Annotated in this window: 10 protein-coding genes; 7 read left to right on the forward strand and 3 right to left on the reverse strand. The window is 73.0% G+C overall.

The window, feature by feature from the left end:
* Positions 1 to 47: 47 nt before the first annotated feature.
* A complete protein-coding gene (locus ACFXOA_RS00350) occupies positions 48 to 611 on the reverse strand; it encodes a Uma2 family endonuclease (RefSeq protein WP_385020138.1) in 564 nt (187 codons plus the stop codon).
* A 181-nt stretch (positions 612 to 792) separates the two neighbouring features.
* Between ACFXOA_RS00350 and ACFXOA_RS00355 the strand changes: the two genes are divergently transcribed.
* Complete coding sequence (locus ACFXOA_RS00355) at positions 793 to 1,263, forward strand: TrkA C-terminal domain-containing protein (protein ID WP_362549800.1); 471 nt, start codon at positions 793 to 795, stop codon at positions 1,261 to 1,263.
* Between the two features lie 2 nt (positions 1,264 to 1,265).
* The gene (locus ACFXOA_RS00360) at positions 1,266 to 2,519 is read left to right on the forward strand and encodes a cation:proton antiporter (protein ID WP_385020141.1); all 1,254 of its coding nucleotides are present in this window, start codon (positions 1,266 to 1,268) and stop codon (positions 2,517 to 2,519) included.
* Positions 2,520 to 2,542: 23 nt separating this feature from the next.
* Here the strand turns inward: ACFXOA_RS00360 and ACFXOA_RS00365 are convergent, their stop codons facing one another.
* The gene (locus ACFXOA_RS00365; RefSeq protein WP_385020144.1) at positions 2,543 to 3,607 is read right to left on the reverse strand and encodes a PucR family transcriptional regulator; all 1,065 of its coding nucleotides are present in this window, start codon (positions 3,605 to 3,607) and stop codon (positions 2,543 to 2,545) included.
* 301 nt (positions 3,608 to 3,908) lie between these two features.
* On the opposite strand from ACFXOA_RS00365, the gene ACFXOA_RS00370 reads away from it, so the two are divergent.
* The 4 genes from ACFXOA_RS00370 (at position 3,909) to ACFXOA_RS00385 (ending at position 13,948) form a co-directional block, all read left to right on the forward strand.
* On the forward strand, positions 3,909 to 4,547 hold the full coding sequence (locus tag ACFXOA_RS00370) for a hypothetical protein (RefSeq protein WP_385020147.1): 639 nt from the start codon (positions 3,909 to 3,911) through the stop codon (positions 4,545 to 4,547).
* A gap of 150 nt (positions 4,548 to 4,697) precedes the next feature.
* The gene (locus ACFXOA_RS00375; RefSeq protein ID WP_385020150.1) at positions 4,698 to 6,845 is read left to right on the forward strand and encodes a flotillin family protein; all 2,148 of its coding nucleotides are present in this window, start codon (positions 4,698 to 4,700) and stop codon (positions 6,843 to 6,845) included.
* Positions 6,846 to 6,993: 148 nt separating this feature from the next.
* Positions 6,994 to 11,913, forward strand: a complete 4,920-nt coding sequence (locus tag ACFXOA_RS00380; protein WP_385020153.1) for a DNA repair ATPase — start codon at positions 6,994 to 6,996, stop codon at positions 11,911 to 11,913.
* Positions 11,914 to 11,947: 34 nt separating this feature from the next.
* Positions 11,948 to 13,948 (forward strand): potassium channel family protein, encoded by a 2,001-nt coding sequence (locus tag ACFXOA_RS00385; RefSeq protein ID WP_385020156.1) that lies wholly within the window; start codon positions 11,948 to 11,950, stop codon positions 13,946 to 13,948.
* Between the two features lie 111 nt (positions 13,949 to 14,059).
* Here ACFXOA_RS00385 and trpS read toward each other — a convergent pair whose 3' ends face one another.
* A complete protein-coding gene (trpS, locus tag ACFXOA_RS00390) occupies positions 14,060 to 15,118 on the reverse strand; it encodes a tryptophan--tRNA ligase (protein WP_385020694.1) in 1,059 nt (352 codons plus the stop codon).
* A 439-nt stretch (positions 15,119 to 15,557) separates the two neighbouring features.
* Here trpS and ACFXOA_RS00395 point away from each other — a divergent pair, with 439 nt between their 5' ends.
* Positions 15,558 to 16,652 (forward strand): LLM class flavin-dependent oxidoreductase, encoded by a 1,095-nt coding sequence (locus ACFXOA_RS00395; protein WP_385020697.1) that lies wholly within the window; start codon positions 15,558 to 15,560, stop codon positions 16,650 to 16,652.
* The last annotated feature ends 1 nt before the right edge of the window (position 16,653 follow it).

A 16,653-nucleotide genomic window follows, 5' to 3' on the forward strand; every position in this document is an offset into this window, starting at 1 on the left:
CGCATGGATACCACCCGGCAACGACAGTCGTACCTTGCCCGGGAGGTTCAGGCAGGAGCCAGGCCACCGGTGTCGAGGTCGAGGTCGAAGGGCTCGGGGAGGCGGAGCACGGCGCCGAAGGGGTGCGGGCCGTCCACGTGCGTGTAGCCCAGCCGCCCCGGCTCGGAGAAGAGGGTCGCACTGCCTTCCATCCGGTCCACGAGCAGATAGAGCGGCGCCCGGTACTCCGCGTACCGGCGACGCTTGACCACACGGTCGGTCTCAGCGTTCGACTCGGACGTGACTTCCACGATCAGCAGCGTCTGGTCCGGAAGGAGCGCGCCTCCGCCCTTGGCCAACTCCTCAGGCACCACGGCGATATCAGGGATGTACCAGTTCGACGATCCGGGAAGATCGAGATTGCCCGAGCCTTCCACACAACCCAGTTCGTCCACGCGGTCCTCGATCTGGCGGCGGACCAGCCGGGCGGCGCGCTCGTGGTCCCAGGTCGGTGTCACCGGCTCGATGATCCCTTCGATGATCTGGACACGGTCCCCGCGAAAACGCTGGACAGCGAATTTGAGGGCACGCTCCGCGTCGACCCCTCTGCTGTAGTCAGGCGCACTCGTCATCGGCTCGGCTCCGTCCATTCGAGGACTGTGGCTAGCAGCATCATGCAACGTCCGGCCTTCTCGCGGCCCACGTCCCGACGCGGGACGCCCACCGGCCGGAAACAGTGGGCCGTTAGGGTAATGGGTGGCTAAAGAAATGATCAAAAGCGTGCCCGCCACCGCGCGCCCTCGGGAGGACGTCATGGGAACCCACCGCACATCGCTGCCAGGAGTCGGCGTCCAGTACGACTACACCACCGAGTCGGGGCAGCACATCTCCGTCGTCGTCCACCACGACGGGCGCCGGTTCCTCGGCTTCTACGAACACGACGACCCAGATTCGTGCGTGCTCTCCGTACCGCTGACGACCGCCGAGGCGACCGGGCTCGCGCACCTCATCGACGCGGCGCCCATCGACGCCGTACGCACCGAGGGCATCGACCTGGTCACCGAGCACATCCCGCTCGGGACCCGCTCCCCCTACGGTGGCCGGCTGCTCGGGGACACCCGGGCGCGGACGAGGACCGGGGCGTCGATCGTGGCGGTCCTGCGGACGCACAGCGCGCACCCCTCGCCGGGGCCGGACTTCCGGCTGGCCATCGGGGACACGCTCGTCGTCGTCGGAACACGTGAGGGCGTCGACACGCTCTCCGAGATCATCGCGGAGGGCTGACCGTGCACGACACGACCGCACTGCTCGTGGAGCTGGGCTCCGTCATCCTGGGACTCGGCATCATCGGAAGGTTCGCCGGGCGGATAGGGCTCTCGCCCATCCCCCTCTACCTCCTGGCCGGCCTCGCCTTCGGTGACGGCGGCCTGCTGCCGCTCGGCGCCAGCGAGGAGTTCACCGCCATCGGGGCGGAGATCGGCGTCATCCTGCTGCTGCTCCTGCTCGGGCTGGAGTACAGCGCCTCGGAACTCGTCACCAGCCTCAAGACGCAGTACCCGTCCGGGGCCGTCGACTTCGTCCTCAACGCGACGCCCGGGGCGGCGGCCGGGCTGATGCTCGGCTGGGGTCCTGTGGGCGCCGTCGCCCTGGCCGGGGTCACCTGGATCTCGTCGTCCGGCGTGATCGCCAAGGTGATGACCGACATGGGACGGCTCGGCAACCGTGAGACGCCCGTCATCCTCGGGGTCCTCGTCATCGAGGACCTCTCCATGGCCGTCTACCTGCCGCTGCTCACCGCGATGCTCGCCGGGGTCGGTCTCGCCGGGGGCAGCATCGCGCTGCTGATCGCGCTCGGCACCGTCGGGCTCGTGCTGTATCTGGCACTGCGCCACGGACGGCTCATCAGCCGTGCTGTGTCCTCCGACAACCCGGAGATGCTGCTGCTCGTCGTCCTCGGACTCACCGTCCTGGTGGCCGGGGTCGCCCAGCAGCTCCAGGTGTCGGCGGCGGTCGGCGCGTTCCTCGTGGGCATCGCCCTGTCGGGCGAGGTCGCCGAGGGTGCGCGCAAGCTGCTGACTCCGCTGCGGGACCTCTTCGCGGCCGTCTTCTTCGTCTTCTTCGGGCTGTCCACCGATCCGGCCGAGATCCCGCCCGTGCTGCTCCCGGCGGCACTCCTCGCGATCGTCACGGTCCTCACGAAGATCGGCACCGGCTGGTACGCGGCGCGGCGCGCCGGGATCGGTCCCCGGGGACGGTGGAGGGCCGGCGGCACGCTCGTCGCACGCGGGGAGTTCTCAGTCGTCATCGCCGGTCTGGCCGTGGCGACGGAACCGAGGATCGGTCCCATCGCGACCGCGTACGTGCTGATCCTCGTCATCGCCGGACCGCTCACCGCCCGGTGGACGGAACCGGTGGCCACGAAGCTGCAGGCCTCCCTCGCCGGGAGGCGGAAGCAGGCCGCCCCCGCGGTGGAGCGGCCCGCGCCGATGCCGTCGCACGACGACCTCACACCGGAGCACGCCGGGCGCGACGCGGACTGACGCGCCGTCCGCGCACCCACCGCTCAGAGCTCGTTCGCCGGCCAGTCGAGCAGCCGGGCCCCGATCACCGCCGTCTGCAGCGTGTAGCGGTGCGCGGGGTCGGCCGGGTCGGAGCCGGTCAGCTGGTGGATCCGCTCCAGCCGGTACGTCAGCGCACGCACGCTCAGCGACAGACGGCGGGCCGTCTCGGCGGCGACGCAGCCCGCGTCGAAGTACACCGACAGGGTCCGCAGCAGGGGTTCCGCGCCGCCGCGCGCCTGCCGCAGCGGGCCCAGCTCGCTGCGCACCAGGTCGGCCATCGCCTGCCGGTCCCTGGTCAGCACCGGGTAGACCAGCAGGTCAGCGGCGTAGAGGACCGGGTCGTCGAGCGCCATCCGCCGTGCCAGGTCCAGCGCGTCGAGAGCCTCGTCGTACGAGTGGACGACCCCGCCCGGGCCCCGGTGCGGCCGGCCGACGGCGACCTGCCCGCCGTCCGTCGCGGCGTGGGCCTGCTTCGCGAAGTACCGCAGGACGTCCGGCTGGCTGCCGGGGGCTACGCAGACCAGCCGCCCGTCCTTGGTCGTCAGCAGGATCTTCCGGCCGTCGAACCGCGCGAGCAGGGCCGACTCCACGCTGCGGGCCACGGGGTCGGACTCGGTGTACGCGTCGGGGCCCGCGGCCACGGCGACGGCATGGGCCCGGGAGAGCCGCAGCCCGAAGCGGGTGGCCCGCTCGGCGAGCCTGCCCAGGTCGCTGCGGCCGTAGAGCAGGTCGTCGATGAACTCCCGTCTCGCCGCCTCCTCGCGTCGCACCGTGAGGCGCTGGGCCCGCTCGAAGCCCTCGGCGAAGGCGTCGACCGCCTGCTCGACGGCGCGCAGCACCGCGTCCGCGCCGCCGGCGTCCGCCGCCGGGAGGGGCCAGTCGGCGCGGGTGACCACGAGGTGGCTGTGCACCAGCGCCCGCAGCTGGTGGCCCGCCTCCGCCGCCTCGCGTCCCAGTATCCGGCGGGCCTCCAACTCCTCCCGGGTGAGCCGGCGGCCGGTCCGGGCGACCTCGGACAGGATGCGGGCATAGCCCTCCAGGAACCTCTCGGGTATCTCGGGCTCCACCGTGCACGTCCTCCGTACGTCGTCAGCTCTGCAATCATCCCCGCACACCGGAACGTGCCGGTGCCCGGCAGGCAGGTCCCGCGAACCCTGCCGGAATCCGGCAGTGCGCCGCGAGGGCGCCGGCTGTCAGGATCGGTCCTGCAACACACGGGGGAATCACGGGGGTTACGGGGGAACACGGGGGAAGGAACCGGTCGTCGCGGCACCACTTGCGGTGCCGCGGCTCCGGTGCCCCACCGCTGTCCGCCGACACCCTGCCTCCCGGACCGTACAGCGTGTCCCGACGCAGGGGGTGGAACGGGTGACCGAATTCCTTTCCGCGGCAGCCGCCTTCCCGGCGGTCGTCCTCGGCGCCGCCCTGGTGGTCGTCGTCGGCTTCTGGCTCCTGGTGCTGGCGGGCGCGGCGGCTCCGGACTCGTTCGACGCCGACCTCGACTCCGAGGCGGTCGGCTTCGGCGGGGTGCCGGTCTCCGTGTCGGTCTCGCTCTTCGTCGTCATCGCCTGGTTCTCCGGCCTGACCGGCTCGGTCCTGGTGCTCCGCAGCGGAGTCACGGGCACCTCACGGGCCGCACTGCACCTGACCGTCCTGGCCGGTGCGCTCCTGATCGCCTGGGGGGTGGTCCGCATGCTCGTACGCCGCTTCCGCCGGTACTTCCCCGCGGAACCTCCGCCGTCCCGGGAGGACTTCGTGGGCGAGGTCTGCACGATCCGCACCGGGTCCGTCAGCGCCGACTTCGGGCAGGCGGAGGTCGCGGCGGCGGACGGCTCCACCGCCATCGTGCAGGTGCGGCAGCAGCCCTCCCCGACCGGCCGGGGTGAGGTGTTCCGCTCCGGCAGTACGGGGCTCCTCTACGCCTACGACGCCGAGGGCGAGTTCTTCTGGGTCTCCCCCTACGACGCGGCACTCGCCCCGCGCCCGCTGCCCCGCACCCCGGGCTGACCCGCACCGCGCCCCTCACCCGGACCTCTTCCGGGCCTCTTCCGGCCTCTTCCGGACCTCTTCCGGGCCCCCGTCGGGCCCGTGGTTCCGCACGCCCTCGTGCGGTGCCTGACCCATCCACGTACGCCCCACCAGCCGTCAAGGACCGCCATGGACGCAATCTCCTGGGGCATCGGCGTAGTCGTCGCCGTTGTCCTGCTCATCCTCATCGCCCTGGTCTTCGTCGTCACCCGGCTCTTCCGCAAGGTCGAGCAGGGCAAGGCGCTGATCATCTCCAAGACCAAGAAGGTCGACGTCACCTTCACCGGTGCCGTGGTCCTGCCGGTGCTGCACAAGGCCGAGACCATGGACATCTCGGTGAAGACCATCGAGATCCGGCGCACCGGGCGCGAGGGCCTGATCTGCCAGGACAACATCCGCGCCGACATCCACATCACCTTCTTCGTCCGGGTCAACAAGACCGTCGAGGACGTCATCAAGGTCGCGCAGGCCATCGGCACCGACCGGGCCAGCGACAAGGTGGCCATCCAGGACTTCTTCGCCGCGAAGTTCTCCGAGGCGCTCAAGACCGTCGGCAAGCAGCTCGACTTCGTCGACCTCTACACCAAGCGCGAGGAGTTCCGGGACCGGATCATCCGGGTCATCGGCACCGACCTGAACGGCTACCACCTGGACGACGCGGCGATCGACTTCCTGGAGCAGACGCCGATGGCGCAGCTCGACGGCGCCAACATCCTGGACGCCCAGGGCATCCGGAAGATCACCGAGCTGACGGCGATCGAGCACGTGCGGACCAACGAGTTCCAGCGCACCGAGCAGAAGGAGATCACCCGGCAGGACGTCGACGCCCGGGAGACCATCCTGGAGCTGGAGCGCCGGCAGTCCGAGGCGGAGATCAAGCAGCGCCGCGAGATCGAGACGCTGCGGGCCCGTGAGGAGGCGGCCACCGCCCGGGTGCAGGAGGAGGAGCGGCTCGGTTCGCAGAGCGCGTTCATCCGTACCGAGGAGCAGCTGGGCATCCAGCGGGAGAACCAGGCCCGCGAGGTCGCCGTCGCTCAGAAGAACCGCGAGCGGGTCATCGCCGTCGAGAACGAGCGCATCGAGAAGGACAGGCTGCTGGAGGTCATCGGGCGGGAGCGCGAGACCGAGCTGAACCGAATCGCCGCGACGAAGGAGGTCGAGGCCGAGCGCCGCGAGGTGGCCGACGTGATCCGGGAGCGGATCGCCGTGGACCGCACGGTCGCCGAGCAGGAGGAGTCGATCCTGACACTGCGGTCCGTCGAGGAGTCCGAGCGCACCCGCAGGTCCGTGATCATCGCCGCGGAGGCGGAGGCCCAGGAGAAGCTGGTCAAGGACATCAAGGCGGCCGAGGCCGCCGAGGCGGCCGCGGTCCACCTGGCCGCCGAGCAGCTCACCCTCGCGGAGGCCCGGCTGAAGTCCGCCGACCTCGACGCCCAGGCCAAGCTGCGGCTCGCCGAGGGTGTCCAGGCGGAGACCGCCGCCGCCGGTCTCGCGGACGTCCAGGTCCGGGAGGCGGAGGCCGAGGTCACGGAGAAGGCCGGCCGCGCGGAGGCCCAGGCCACCGAGGCCAGGCTCCGGGCGGAGGCGGAAGGCGCGCGCCTCAAGGCCCTGGCGGCCGCCGAGGGCACCCGGGCCCAGGCCGAGGCGGACGCGGCGATGATCGGCGAGAAGCTGAAGGCCGAGGCCGAGGGCCTGACCGAGAAGGCCGCGGCGATGGCCGCGCTGGACGACGCCTCGCGCGGGCACGAGGAGTACCGGCTGCGGCTGGACGCCGAGAAGGAGATCCGGCTCGCGGAGTTCGACGTCCGCAGGCAGGTCGCCGAGGCCCAGGCGACGGTACTGGCGACGGGTCTTGAGAACGCGGACATCGACATCGTGGGAGGGGACTCCGTCTTCTTCGACCGTCTGGTGTCCTCGGTGTCGCTCGGCCGCAGCATCGACGGATTCGTGGACAACTCCCGGACCGCGCAGGCCCTCGCGGGCCCGTGGCTCGACGGGAGCGCCTCCTTCACGGACGACCTGACCCGGGTGCTGGGCTCCTTCTCCACCGGGGACGTGCGGAACCTGACCGTGTCCGCCCTGCTCACCCAGCTGATGCGGGCGCCGGGAGCCGCCTCGGGGCAGGTGCGGCAGCTGCTCGCCGCGGCGGAGGAACTGGGGCTGGCGGGGATGACCGTCTCCTCGCTGGCCGGCGCGGGACCAGCGGACACCGGGACGGCCCCGGGAGCGCCGTCGCCGAACGGGACGGCTCCGCACAACGGCACGGCCCTCGTCTGAGGGCGGTACGGCACCGCTCGCGGTCCTCGCCGCTGGGCGGCGGGACAGCGCGGGTCAGGAGAGACCAGGGACCGGCCGGACACGGGGTGCCGGCCGGTCCCGGCAGCAGAGCGTCACCCCGAACGCCATCCCGTAGGGAGCCTTGCGCATGGACAGCGACCTCAACCCCACCGAGCCCGACGCCGGCGCGTACGAGGTGCTCGGCCGACGGCTCCGGGAGCAGGCGGGCGAGCTCGTCCGGCGGGCCGAGGCGCTCAACGCGCGGCGGACCGAGGAGTTCGGCTCCGCCGGACTCCGGCTGCTCGACACCGGGCAGGTGGCCACCGAGGCCGCCTCGGTGGCCCGCGACGTGGTGGCCGTGGGCGGGCACCTGCTGTTCGGCTTCGAGCGGGGACCCGGGGCGCGCGGGGAGGCGGACGTCGGCGACGTGCTCCTCCTGCGCGGGTCCGGGCCCGGGTACCCCGCCCCGCCCACGGACCGACCGGACGCGCCCGGAGGCCCGGACGGGGCGGGGCTGCTGGAGGACGCGGCGTTCGTCAGGGAGTTCGCCGCCCTGCACCGCTACTACCGCGACGCCCGGCTGCTCCGGTTGCGGCGGGTCGACGGCCGCCTGCTGGCCGTGTTCCGCACGGGCGAGACCGCCGAGGACATCCGGGTACTGCGCTGGGCGCTGGGACCGGACGGATCACCCGGGGCCTTCCTGGACGCACGCGGCGACCGCGACCACGTGTTCCCGCCCTCGCACGACTTCGACTGGATCCCCGTGGCACGGGACGCCCACGTCCCCGGCCGTCACCCGTGCGTCGCGGTGCTGGACACCGTCTTCGTCGACACCCTCGGCGGCACCCTCACCATCAGGACCGCCCCGGACACGGAGTCCCCCGACGGGATCTACGAGGAGCCCGTCGACGAGCCGCTCCAGTCGCTGGCGGACGCCTCCGTCGAGTACGCCTCCGCCGGTCCGCTGATCCTGCTCCGGGTGCGCCCGTACAAGGAGGACGCCTGGCGCCACCTGGTCTTCAACACCCTGCTGTCCGACGTGCGGCGCCTCGACGGGATCGGCACCTCCTGCCACCGCCTCCCCGAGGACCAGGGGATCATCTTCTCCGGCGGATACCACCTCACCACCGGCACCACCAGGACCTTCGACACCGTCCAGCAGCTCGACGACCCGGTCTTCGAGGGGGCGGTCCGCTCGCCCAACGGCGAGGACGTGCTCTACGTCTTCCGCTCCAGGGACGGCGGCCGCTCCCTGCTCCTGCCGTACAACGTGATCCGCCAGGAGGTCGCCACCCCGCTGACGGCACGGGGTCACGCACTCCTCGACGACGGCACGCTGATCCTGCTCAAGGGCGGCGAGGACGGTCCCGGCCGCGTCCACACCGTGCAGCGCTGGGAGACCCCGTACGTCTCCGACACCCACGCCGCAGCCCGCCCCGCCGGGACGGGCCCGCTCGCCCGGACCGGCAACGCCGACCTGGTGCGCGGGATCTCCGACTGCCTGGCCCTGGCGCACGGGGTGCGCGACATGGCGCCGACCGCTGCCGTGTACCGCAGGCTCGCAGCGGACTGTGCCCGGGCGGGAGACCGCTACCACTGGCTCTCCGATCCCGAACTCGGCGCACTCGCCGAACCGTTGGACGAGCTGAGGGCCACCGCGCACCGGATCGTCGACGAGTTCGACACCGTCCAGGAGCTCACCGGGCAGGCCACCGCCGCGCTCGACGAGGCGGCCGCGGAACTCACCGCACTCGTACGTCGCATCCGGGGCGAGGCCCCCCGCTCGGCCACCGCCTGGGTCGAGAGCCTTACCGGCCTGCGCCGGGCCCACGGCCGGCTGGCCACGCTCGCGGAGATGCGGTACGCCGACACCGCGCGCGTCTCCGCCCTCTCCGAGGAGGCGTCCCGCGACCTGGAGGCGGCCGCCCGGCGCGCCGTCACCTTCCTCTCCGGTCCGGACGCCTTCGCCCCGTACCACGAGGACCTCGCACGCCTCACCGAGGAAGCGACCGGGCTGAAGACCGTGGCCGACGCCGAGGCGGCCACCGGCCGGCTCACGGAGATCACGGACGGACTCGGGGCCGTCACCGAGGTCGTGGCCTCACTGGACATCGGCGACACCACCGTGCGCACCGCGGTCGTGGAACGCATCGCCGAGGTCCTGGGCGGCGCCAACCGCACCCGGGCGGTCCTCGACGCCCGGCGCGGCGAACTCGTCTCCCGGGAGGGGCACGCCGAGTTCGCCGCCGAGTCCGCCCTGCTCGGGCAGGCTGTCACCGGGGCCCTGGGGTCCGTAGACTCCCCCGAGGCCTGCGACGAGCAACTGGCGGGGGTACTGCTCCGGCTGGAGAACCTGGAGTCGCGGTTCGGAGGGTCCGACGACTTCCTCGCCCGGATCGCCGAGCGCCGTACGGAGGTGTACGAGGCGTTCTCCGGCCGGAAGCAGATCCTCCAGGACACCCGCGCCCGGCGCGCGGAGCGCCTGGCCCAGTCCGCGGCCCGTGTCCTGGAGACGGTCTCCCGGCGGCTGGCCGCCCTGGACGACCTGGACGCCGTCCACACGTACTTCGCCTCCGACCCCATGGTCGCCAAGGTCCGCCGCACCTCCGAGGAGCTGCGCGCGCTCGGCGACCCGGTGCGCGCCGAGGAGCTGGACGGCCGGCTGAAGGCCGCCCGGCAGGAGGCGGGTCGCGCCCTGCGCGACCGGGGCGAGCTCTACTCGGACGGCGGCGCGGTGATCCGGCTGGGCCGCCACCGCTTCGCGGTGAACGACAAGCCCTTCGACCTGACCCTGGTCCCCTCCGGGGACGGCGTGGCCTTCGCGCTGACCGGTACGGACTACCGGGCCCCGGTCACCGACCCGGAGTTCGAGGGGGCCCGCGCCCACTGGGGCCGGTCGCTGCCCTCCGAATCCCCGGAGGTCTACCGCGCCGAGCACCTGGCGGCCCGGCTGCTGGCCGAGCACGGCGCGGACGCACTGGCCCGGGCGGACCTCCCCTCGCTCGTACGGGAGGCCGCGGCGGCGGCGTACGACGAGGGGTACCAGCGGGGAGTCCACGACGAGGACGCGCTCGCCGTCCTGACCGTCCTGCTGCGGCTGCACGCGGAGGCGGGCCTGCTCCGGTACCCGTCCTCGGTCAGGGCGGCCGCGCAGTTCTTCTGGGCCCACCGGACCGACGAGGCGCTGCGGGCCTCGTGGACGCTCCAGGCCCGCTCGCTGGCCCGGGCGCGCGACACCTTCGGGCTCGCGCCGGCGGTCACCACGCTCCAGCGGGAGTGGGCGTCGGCCATGGCATGCGAGGCCGCCGCCGCCGAGTACCTCTTCGAGGAACTGGCCGGTGGCCCCGCCGGGTTCGTCACGAGCGCCGGGGCCCGGTCGCTCCTCGCCGCGTTCCGCCGCACCCCGGGCGCTGCGGCGTACGACGAGGACCTGGCCGCCCTCGCCGGCGACCTCCCAGCCCGCCGCAGGCTGGTGGAGGCCTGGCTCTCCGCGTACACCGCGGCGCACGGCCGGGAGACCGACGGCGGGGATCTCGCCGAGGCGGTCGCCGTGGAGCTCTGCCCGGGGCTGGAACGGTACGGATCCGACGCGCCCCAGAGCGCGACGGTCGAAGGACTGCTCGGCGACCACCCCCGGGTGGTCCAGGGCCGCCTGACCATCCGGCTGGACGAACTCCTCACGCGCACGGCGGAGTTCCGCGCGAACGGCGTACCGGGATTCCGTGCGTACCAGCGGCTGCGCACCCGTCTCGTCGACGCCGAGCGGAGCAGGCTGCGGCTGGACGACCACCGGCCGCGCACCATGCCCGCGTTCGTCCGCAGCAAGCTGCTGGACGAGGTGTACCTCCCGCTCATCGGCGACAGCCTGGCCAAGCAGCTGGGGACCGCCGACGCGGACCGGCGCACCGACTCGCAGGGCCTGCTGCTGCTGGTCTCCCCACCGGGTTACGGCAAGACGACGCTCATGGAGTACGTGGCGGAACGGCTCGGCATGGTCCTCGTCAAGGTCAGCGGACCGAACCTCGGCCACGAGGTGACCTCGCTCGACCCCGCCCTGGCGCCCGGGGCGACGGCCCGCCAGGAGGTCGAGAAGATCAACTTCGCGTTCGAGTCGGGCTCCAACACCCTGCTCCACCTCGACGACATCCAGCACACCTCGCCCGAGCTGCTCCAGAAGTTCATCCCGCTCTGCGACGCCACCCGACGCGTGGAAGGGGTGCGGGACGGGCGGCCGCGCAGCTACGACCTGCGGGGCAAGCGGTTCGCGGTGGTCATGACGGGCAACCCGTACACCGAGTCCGGGGCCCGCTTCCGGATTCCCGACATGCTCGCCAACCGGGCCGACGTCCGCAATCTCGGCGAGGTGCTGAGCGGGCGGGACGAGGTCTTCGCGCTGAGCTTCGTCGAGAACGCCCTGACGGCCAACCCGGTGCTCGCCCCGCTCGCCGGGAGCTCCAGGGGCGACCTCGACGTTCTCGTACGCATGGCCGCCGGCACGAGCCCGGCCCGCACGGACCGGCTGGAACACGGCTACGCCCCCGCCGAGCTGGAACGGATCGTCTCCGTCCTGCGCCACCTGCTGACCGCCCGGGACACCGTCCTCGCGGTGAACGCCGCGTACATCGCCTCGGCCGCGCAGTCGGAGGAGACCCGCACCGAGCCGCCCTTCCGGCTCCAGGGCTCGTACCGCGACATGAACAAGATCGCGGAGCGGATCGTGCCGGCCATGAACGACGCCGAGGTGGCCGCCGTCATCACCGACCACTACACGGCAGAGGCCCAGACCCTCACCACCGGCGCCGAGTCGAACCTGCTGAAGCTGGCAGCGCTGCGGGGCACACTCACCCCCGCACAGGCCGAACGCAGGGCCGCGATCCTCTCCGGCCACGCACGCTCCCAGGCCCTCGGCGGCCCGGACGGCGACCCCGCCACCCGGGCGGTCGGAGCCCTCGGGCTGCTCGCCGACCGGATCGCGGCCGTCGAGAGCGCCATCGAGCGCGCCGCGGACCCACGCCGCCTGCTCGCCTCCCCGCCGCCCTGCCCCCATGCCACCGCCCGGGAGGCCTGACCCCCGGACGCCCCGTCAGGAAGGACCACCAGGCATGCTGGGTTTCGTGCCCCCTCTTCCACAGCAGCCCCAACGCCCGCCTCGCGCCGGGCACATGGTCGTATGCGGTGACGACGCGCTCGCCCGGCGGCTGGCCGTGGAGCTGCGCTACGTGTACGGCGAGCGGGTCACGCTGGTCCTCCCACCGGGCCGGGACGCGGCGCGCCCCGAGCTGCCGCTCACCCAACGGGCGCGTGCGGCGGCCCTGTTCGGCCGGATGTCGGCCGCGATGAACCGCAACGGGGCCCCGGGCGGGGACGACACCGCGGCCGGGGTGGAGGCCGTACGCATCATCGAGGCTTCCGAGCCCTCCGACGAGGTGCTGGAGGAGGCCGGCGCGGACCGGGCGGCGGCGCTCGCCCTCGTGTACGACGACGACGAACGCAACATCCGTGCCGCGCTGACCGCCCGCCGGCTCAACCCCCGCCTGCGGCTCGTCATCCGGCTCTACAACCGCAAGCTCGGCCAGCACCTGGAGACGCTCCTGGACCAGGCGGCGGCCCTGGCCGTCCCGGGCATCGACCCCGCCGCACTGGACGCGTCGACGACCGTCCTCTCCGACGCCGACACCGCGGCGCCCGCCCTGGCCGCCACCGCGGTGACCGGCAGCAGCAAGGTCATCCAGGCCGAGGGGCTCCTCCTGCGGGCGGCGGAACGGCCGCCGCCGCGGGCGGGCGCGCTCGCCGACCCCGGGCTCTGCACGCTGGCCCTGCTCTCCTCCACCTCCCACGACCCCGCGGGCACCGAGGGCTCGGACAGCAGCGGCGCCGAGGGGCCCCGGCTGCTGCCGGACCGGGCGACGGTCGAGGCGGCCACGGGCCGCGGCACGATCGTCCTCGAAGCCGTCAGCAAGGCCGGACCGGAGCGGGAGCCCCGCCGCATGGGCGGCCGGGGCGCGCCGCTGAGCCGAGTCTTCTCCCGCAGGCTGCGCTGGTCGGCGGCGGGGGTGATGGCAGCCGTCGTGGGCCTGGCAGTCGCCTCGGTGCTCACCAACGGGGACAGCCCGCTGCACGCCACCTACCTCACCCTGCTCGACCTGCTGGCCATGGGCGATCCCGCGCCCGACGACGCCCCCATGTCCCGCCAGATCATCCAGCTCCTGTCCGGGACGGCGGGCCTCCTCCTGCTGCCGCTGCTGGTGGCCGCCGTCCTGGAGGCGTTCGGCACCCTGCGCGGCGCGTCCGCGCTGCGTCGCCCCCCGCGCGGCCTGTCCGGTCACGTGGTGCTGCTGGGCCTCGGCAAGATCGGCTCCCGGGTGCTGGTGCGGCTGCGCGAGATGAACATCCCCGTGGTGGCCGTGGAGGAGGACCCCGAGGCGCGCGGCGTCCCGCTGGCCCGCGTCCTGCGGGTCCCCACGGTCATCGGGGACGCCACCCAGGAGGGTGTGCTGGAGGCCGCCAAGATCCACCGGGCCCGGGCGTTCCTCGCCCTGACGAGTGCCGACACGACGAACCTGGAGGCGACGCTGTACGCCCGCTCCGTCGCGCCCGACCTGCACGTCGCCCTGCGCCTGTACGACGACGAGTTCGCCACGGCCGTCTACCGCACCCTGCGTACCGCGCACCCGGGGGCGGTGACCCGCTCCCGGTCCGTCACCCACCTGGCCGCTCCCGCCTTCGCGGGCGCCATGATGGGGCGCCAGATCCTGGGGGCGATCCCGGTGGAGCGGAAGGTGATGCTCTTCGCCGCCCTGGTGGTCGACGGCCATCCCCAGCTGGAGGGCCGCACGGTCGAACAGGCCTTCAGGGCCGGCTCCTGGCGGGTCCTCGCCCTGGACGCGACACCGCCGGCCGACCGGCTGCCCGACCTCTCGGCCACACCTCCGTTCGACCCGCTCGCCCCGGCCTCGGCCGGCACCTCGGACCGGGCCTCCGGCCTGGTCTGGGACCTGCACCCCGGCTATGTGCTGCGCCGGGGCGACCGTGTCGTCATCGCGGCGACCCGGCGCGGCCTGGCGGAGCTGCTCCGCGGACGCGGGGTGCCGGTCCCGGGCTGAACGGGGCGGGGCGCGACCGTGCGCGGCGGTGGCCCGGGCCCGCACGCGCGGCCGGGCGCGGTGGGCCCGCGTACGTGTCCGTACGCGGGCGGGCACCGCGTGGAGCGCGGCTCAGCGCGGCGTTCCCATGGCCTCGCGCACCTCGTCCAGGGTCGCCTCGGCCACGGCGGTCGCCCGTTCGTTCCCGGCGCGCAGCACCTCGCGCACGTACCCCATGTCCCGCGCGTACTCCGCCCGCCGGGCGCGGACCGGGGCGAGGTGGGTGTTCACGGCCTCGGTGACCGTGCGCTTGAGACCGGCCGCTCCGGCGTTCCCGATCTCCTCGGCGACCGTGTGCGGGTCGCGGTCCAGGCAGAGCGCCGCCAGCAGGACCAGGCTCGACACACCGGGGCGCGACTCGGGGTCGTAGGTGACGTACCGGTCGGCGTCGGTGGTCGCGCCCTTGATCAGCCGGGCGGTCTCGTCGGCGTCCGCGCCCAGGGCGATGGAGTTGCCGCGGCTCTTGCTCATCTTGGTGGCGTCGGTGCCGAGCAGGAGGGGCGCGGCCGAGAGCAGCGCGTCCGGCTCGGGGAAGACGGCCCCGTACCGCTCGTTGAAGCGGCGGGCGACGGTGCGGGTGAGCTCCAGGTGCGGCAGCTGGTCCTGGCCCACGGGCACCAGGTTTCCCTTGCAGAACAGGATGTCGGCCGCCTGGTGGACCGGATAGGTGTACATGAGGCCGCTGACGGCGGACTGGCGGGAGTGCGCGATCTCGTCCTTCACGGTGGGGTTGCGGCCCAGCTCGGCGACGGACACCAGCGACAGGAACGGCAGCAGCAGCTGGTTCAGCGCGGGCACGGCGCTGTGGTTGAAGACGGTCGAGCGGGCGGGGTCGACCCCGATGGCGAGGTAGTCCAGGAGCAGGCCCTCCACGTGCTCGTCGAGCCGCTCGGCGACGTCCCGGTCGGTGAGGACCTGGTAGTCGGCGATCAGGACGAAGACCTCCACGCCGAGGTCCTGGAGCCGCACCCTGTTCCGGAGGGTCCCGAAGTAGTGCCCGAGGTGCAGCGCACCGGTGGGCCTGTCCCCGGTCAGGACGCGGAAGCGGGCGGGGTCGAGGGCCAGCTGCTGTTCCAGTTCGGCGCTGCGGCGCACGGCCGGACTGACGGACGGATCGGTGGTGACGGTCACGGGACTCTCCTCGCTGGTGGTGCACCGGTGGAGGACGGCCCGCGACAGGTGCCGAGGCAGCGAGAAGGGCCGTCCGAAGATCGAACGGCCCTGGTCCGCGCTGAGGGAGGTGGCCGCTCCTAGGAGGAGCGCCACCAGTTACGGCACGGTACGGAGGTCATTGCGCGAGTTTAGCGCCCACCGGCTCCCCCCGGGCCGGGTTCCGCGGGGGTCGGCCGGTCGGGGCCGCGCCGGGCCGCCCCGGCGACCGTGCACGCACGGGCAACCGCCCGTCGCGCATCCGCTACCCGCCGAAGCGGCCCCCGCCGTAGAACTGGAAGCAGGCGCCCCGGCCGCACCACCCCGGCGACGGACGGAATACCAGGGGTGGGTGCTCCGTTGTAGGGTGTTCACATAGTTCAACGTTCAACCAATGATCGACACCTTGGAGGCGGGCGCCATGCAGTTCGGGATCTTCACCGTCGGGGACGTCACCACCGACCCCACGACCGGTACGACGCCCAGCGAGAACGAGCGGATCAAGGCGACCCTCGCCATCGCGCTGAAGGCCGAGGAGGTGGGCCTGGACGTCTTCGCGACCGGCGAGCACCACAACCCGCCGTTCGTCCCGTCCTCGCCGACAACCACGCTCGGCTACATCGCCGCCCGCACCGAGAAGCTGATCCTCTCCACGTCCACCACCCTGATCACCACCAACGACCCGGTGAAGATCGCGGAGGACTACGCCACCCTCCAGCACCTGGCGGACGGCCGCGTCGACCTGATGATGGGCCGCGGCAACACCGGACCGGTCTACCCCTGGTTCGGCAAGGACATCCGCCAGGGCATCCCGCTCGCGATCGAGAACTACGCGCTGCTCCACAAGCTGTGGCGCGAGGACGTCGTCGACTGGGAGGGGAAGTTCCGCACCCCGCTGCAGTCCTTCACCTCCACCCCGCGCCCCCTGGACGGCGTACCGCCCTTCGTCTGGCACGGCTCGATCCGCTCCCCGGAGATCGCCGAGCAGGCCGCGTACTACGGCGACGGGTTCTTCCACAACAACATCTTCTGGCCCATGGAGCACACGAAGAAGATGGTCGACCTCTACCGGCGCCGCTACGCCCACTACGGGCACGGCACCGCCGAGCAGGCGATCGTCGGCCTCGGCGGCCAGGTGTTCATGCGCAAGAACTCTCAGGACGCGGTACGGGAGTTCCGCCCGTACTTCGACAACGCGCCGGTCTACGGTCACGGCCCCTCCCTGGAGGACTTCACCAGCCAGACCCCGCTGACCGTCGGCTCCCCGCAGGAGGTCATCGACCGCACCCTCTCCTTCCGCGAGGACATCGGCGACTACCAGCGCCAGCTCTTCCTGATGGACCACGCGGGGCTCCCGCTGAAGACGGTCCTGGAGCAGCTCGACATCCTGGGCGAGGAGGTCGTGCCCGTGCTGCGCAAGGAGTTCGCCCGCCTGCGCCCGGCCGGAGTGCCGGACGCGCCCGTCCACCCCGCGGTAGCCGCGGCCCGCGCCACCGCAGACCTGAAGGAGCTCTGAG

Origin of the sequence: Streptomyces sp. NPDC059166, assembly GCF_042755185.1 — a bacterium.
Classification (GTDB): Bacteria; Actinomycetota; Actinomycetes; order Streptomycetales; family Streptomycetaceae; genus Streptomyces.

Excerpts from the sequence above, each read along its gene's own strand:
- ACFXOA_RS00385 (WP_385020156.1), top strand. The coding sequence starts at position 11,948 with ATGCTGGGTTTCGTGCCCCCTCTTCCACAGCAGCCCCAACGCCCGCCT.
- ACFXOA_RS00395 (WP_385020697.1), top strand. The coding sequence starts at position 15,558 with ATGCAGTTCGGGATCTTCACCGTCGGGGACGTCACCACCGACCCCACG.
- ACFXOA_RS00375 (WP_385020150.1), top strand. The coding sequence starts at position 4,698 with ATGGACGCAATCTCCTGGGGCATCGGCGTAGTCGTCGCCGTTGTCCTG.
- ACFXOA_RS00355 (WP_362549800.1), top strand. The coding sequence starts at position 793 with ATGGGAACCCACCGCACATCGCTGCCAGGAGTCGGCGTCCAGTACGAC.
- ACFXOA_RS00380 (WP_385020153.1), top strand. The coding sequence starts at position 6,994 with ATGGACAGCGACCTCAACCCCACCGAGCCCGACGCCGGCGCGTACGAG.
- ACFXOA_RS00350 (WP_385020138.1), bottom strand. The coding sequence starts at position 611 with ATGACGAGTGCGCCTGACTACAGCAGAGGGGTCGACGCGGAGCGTGCC.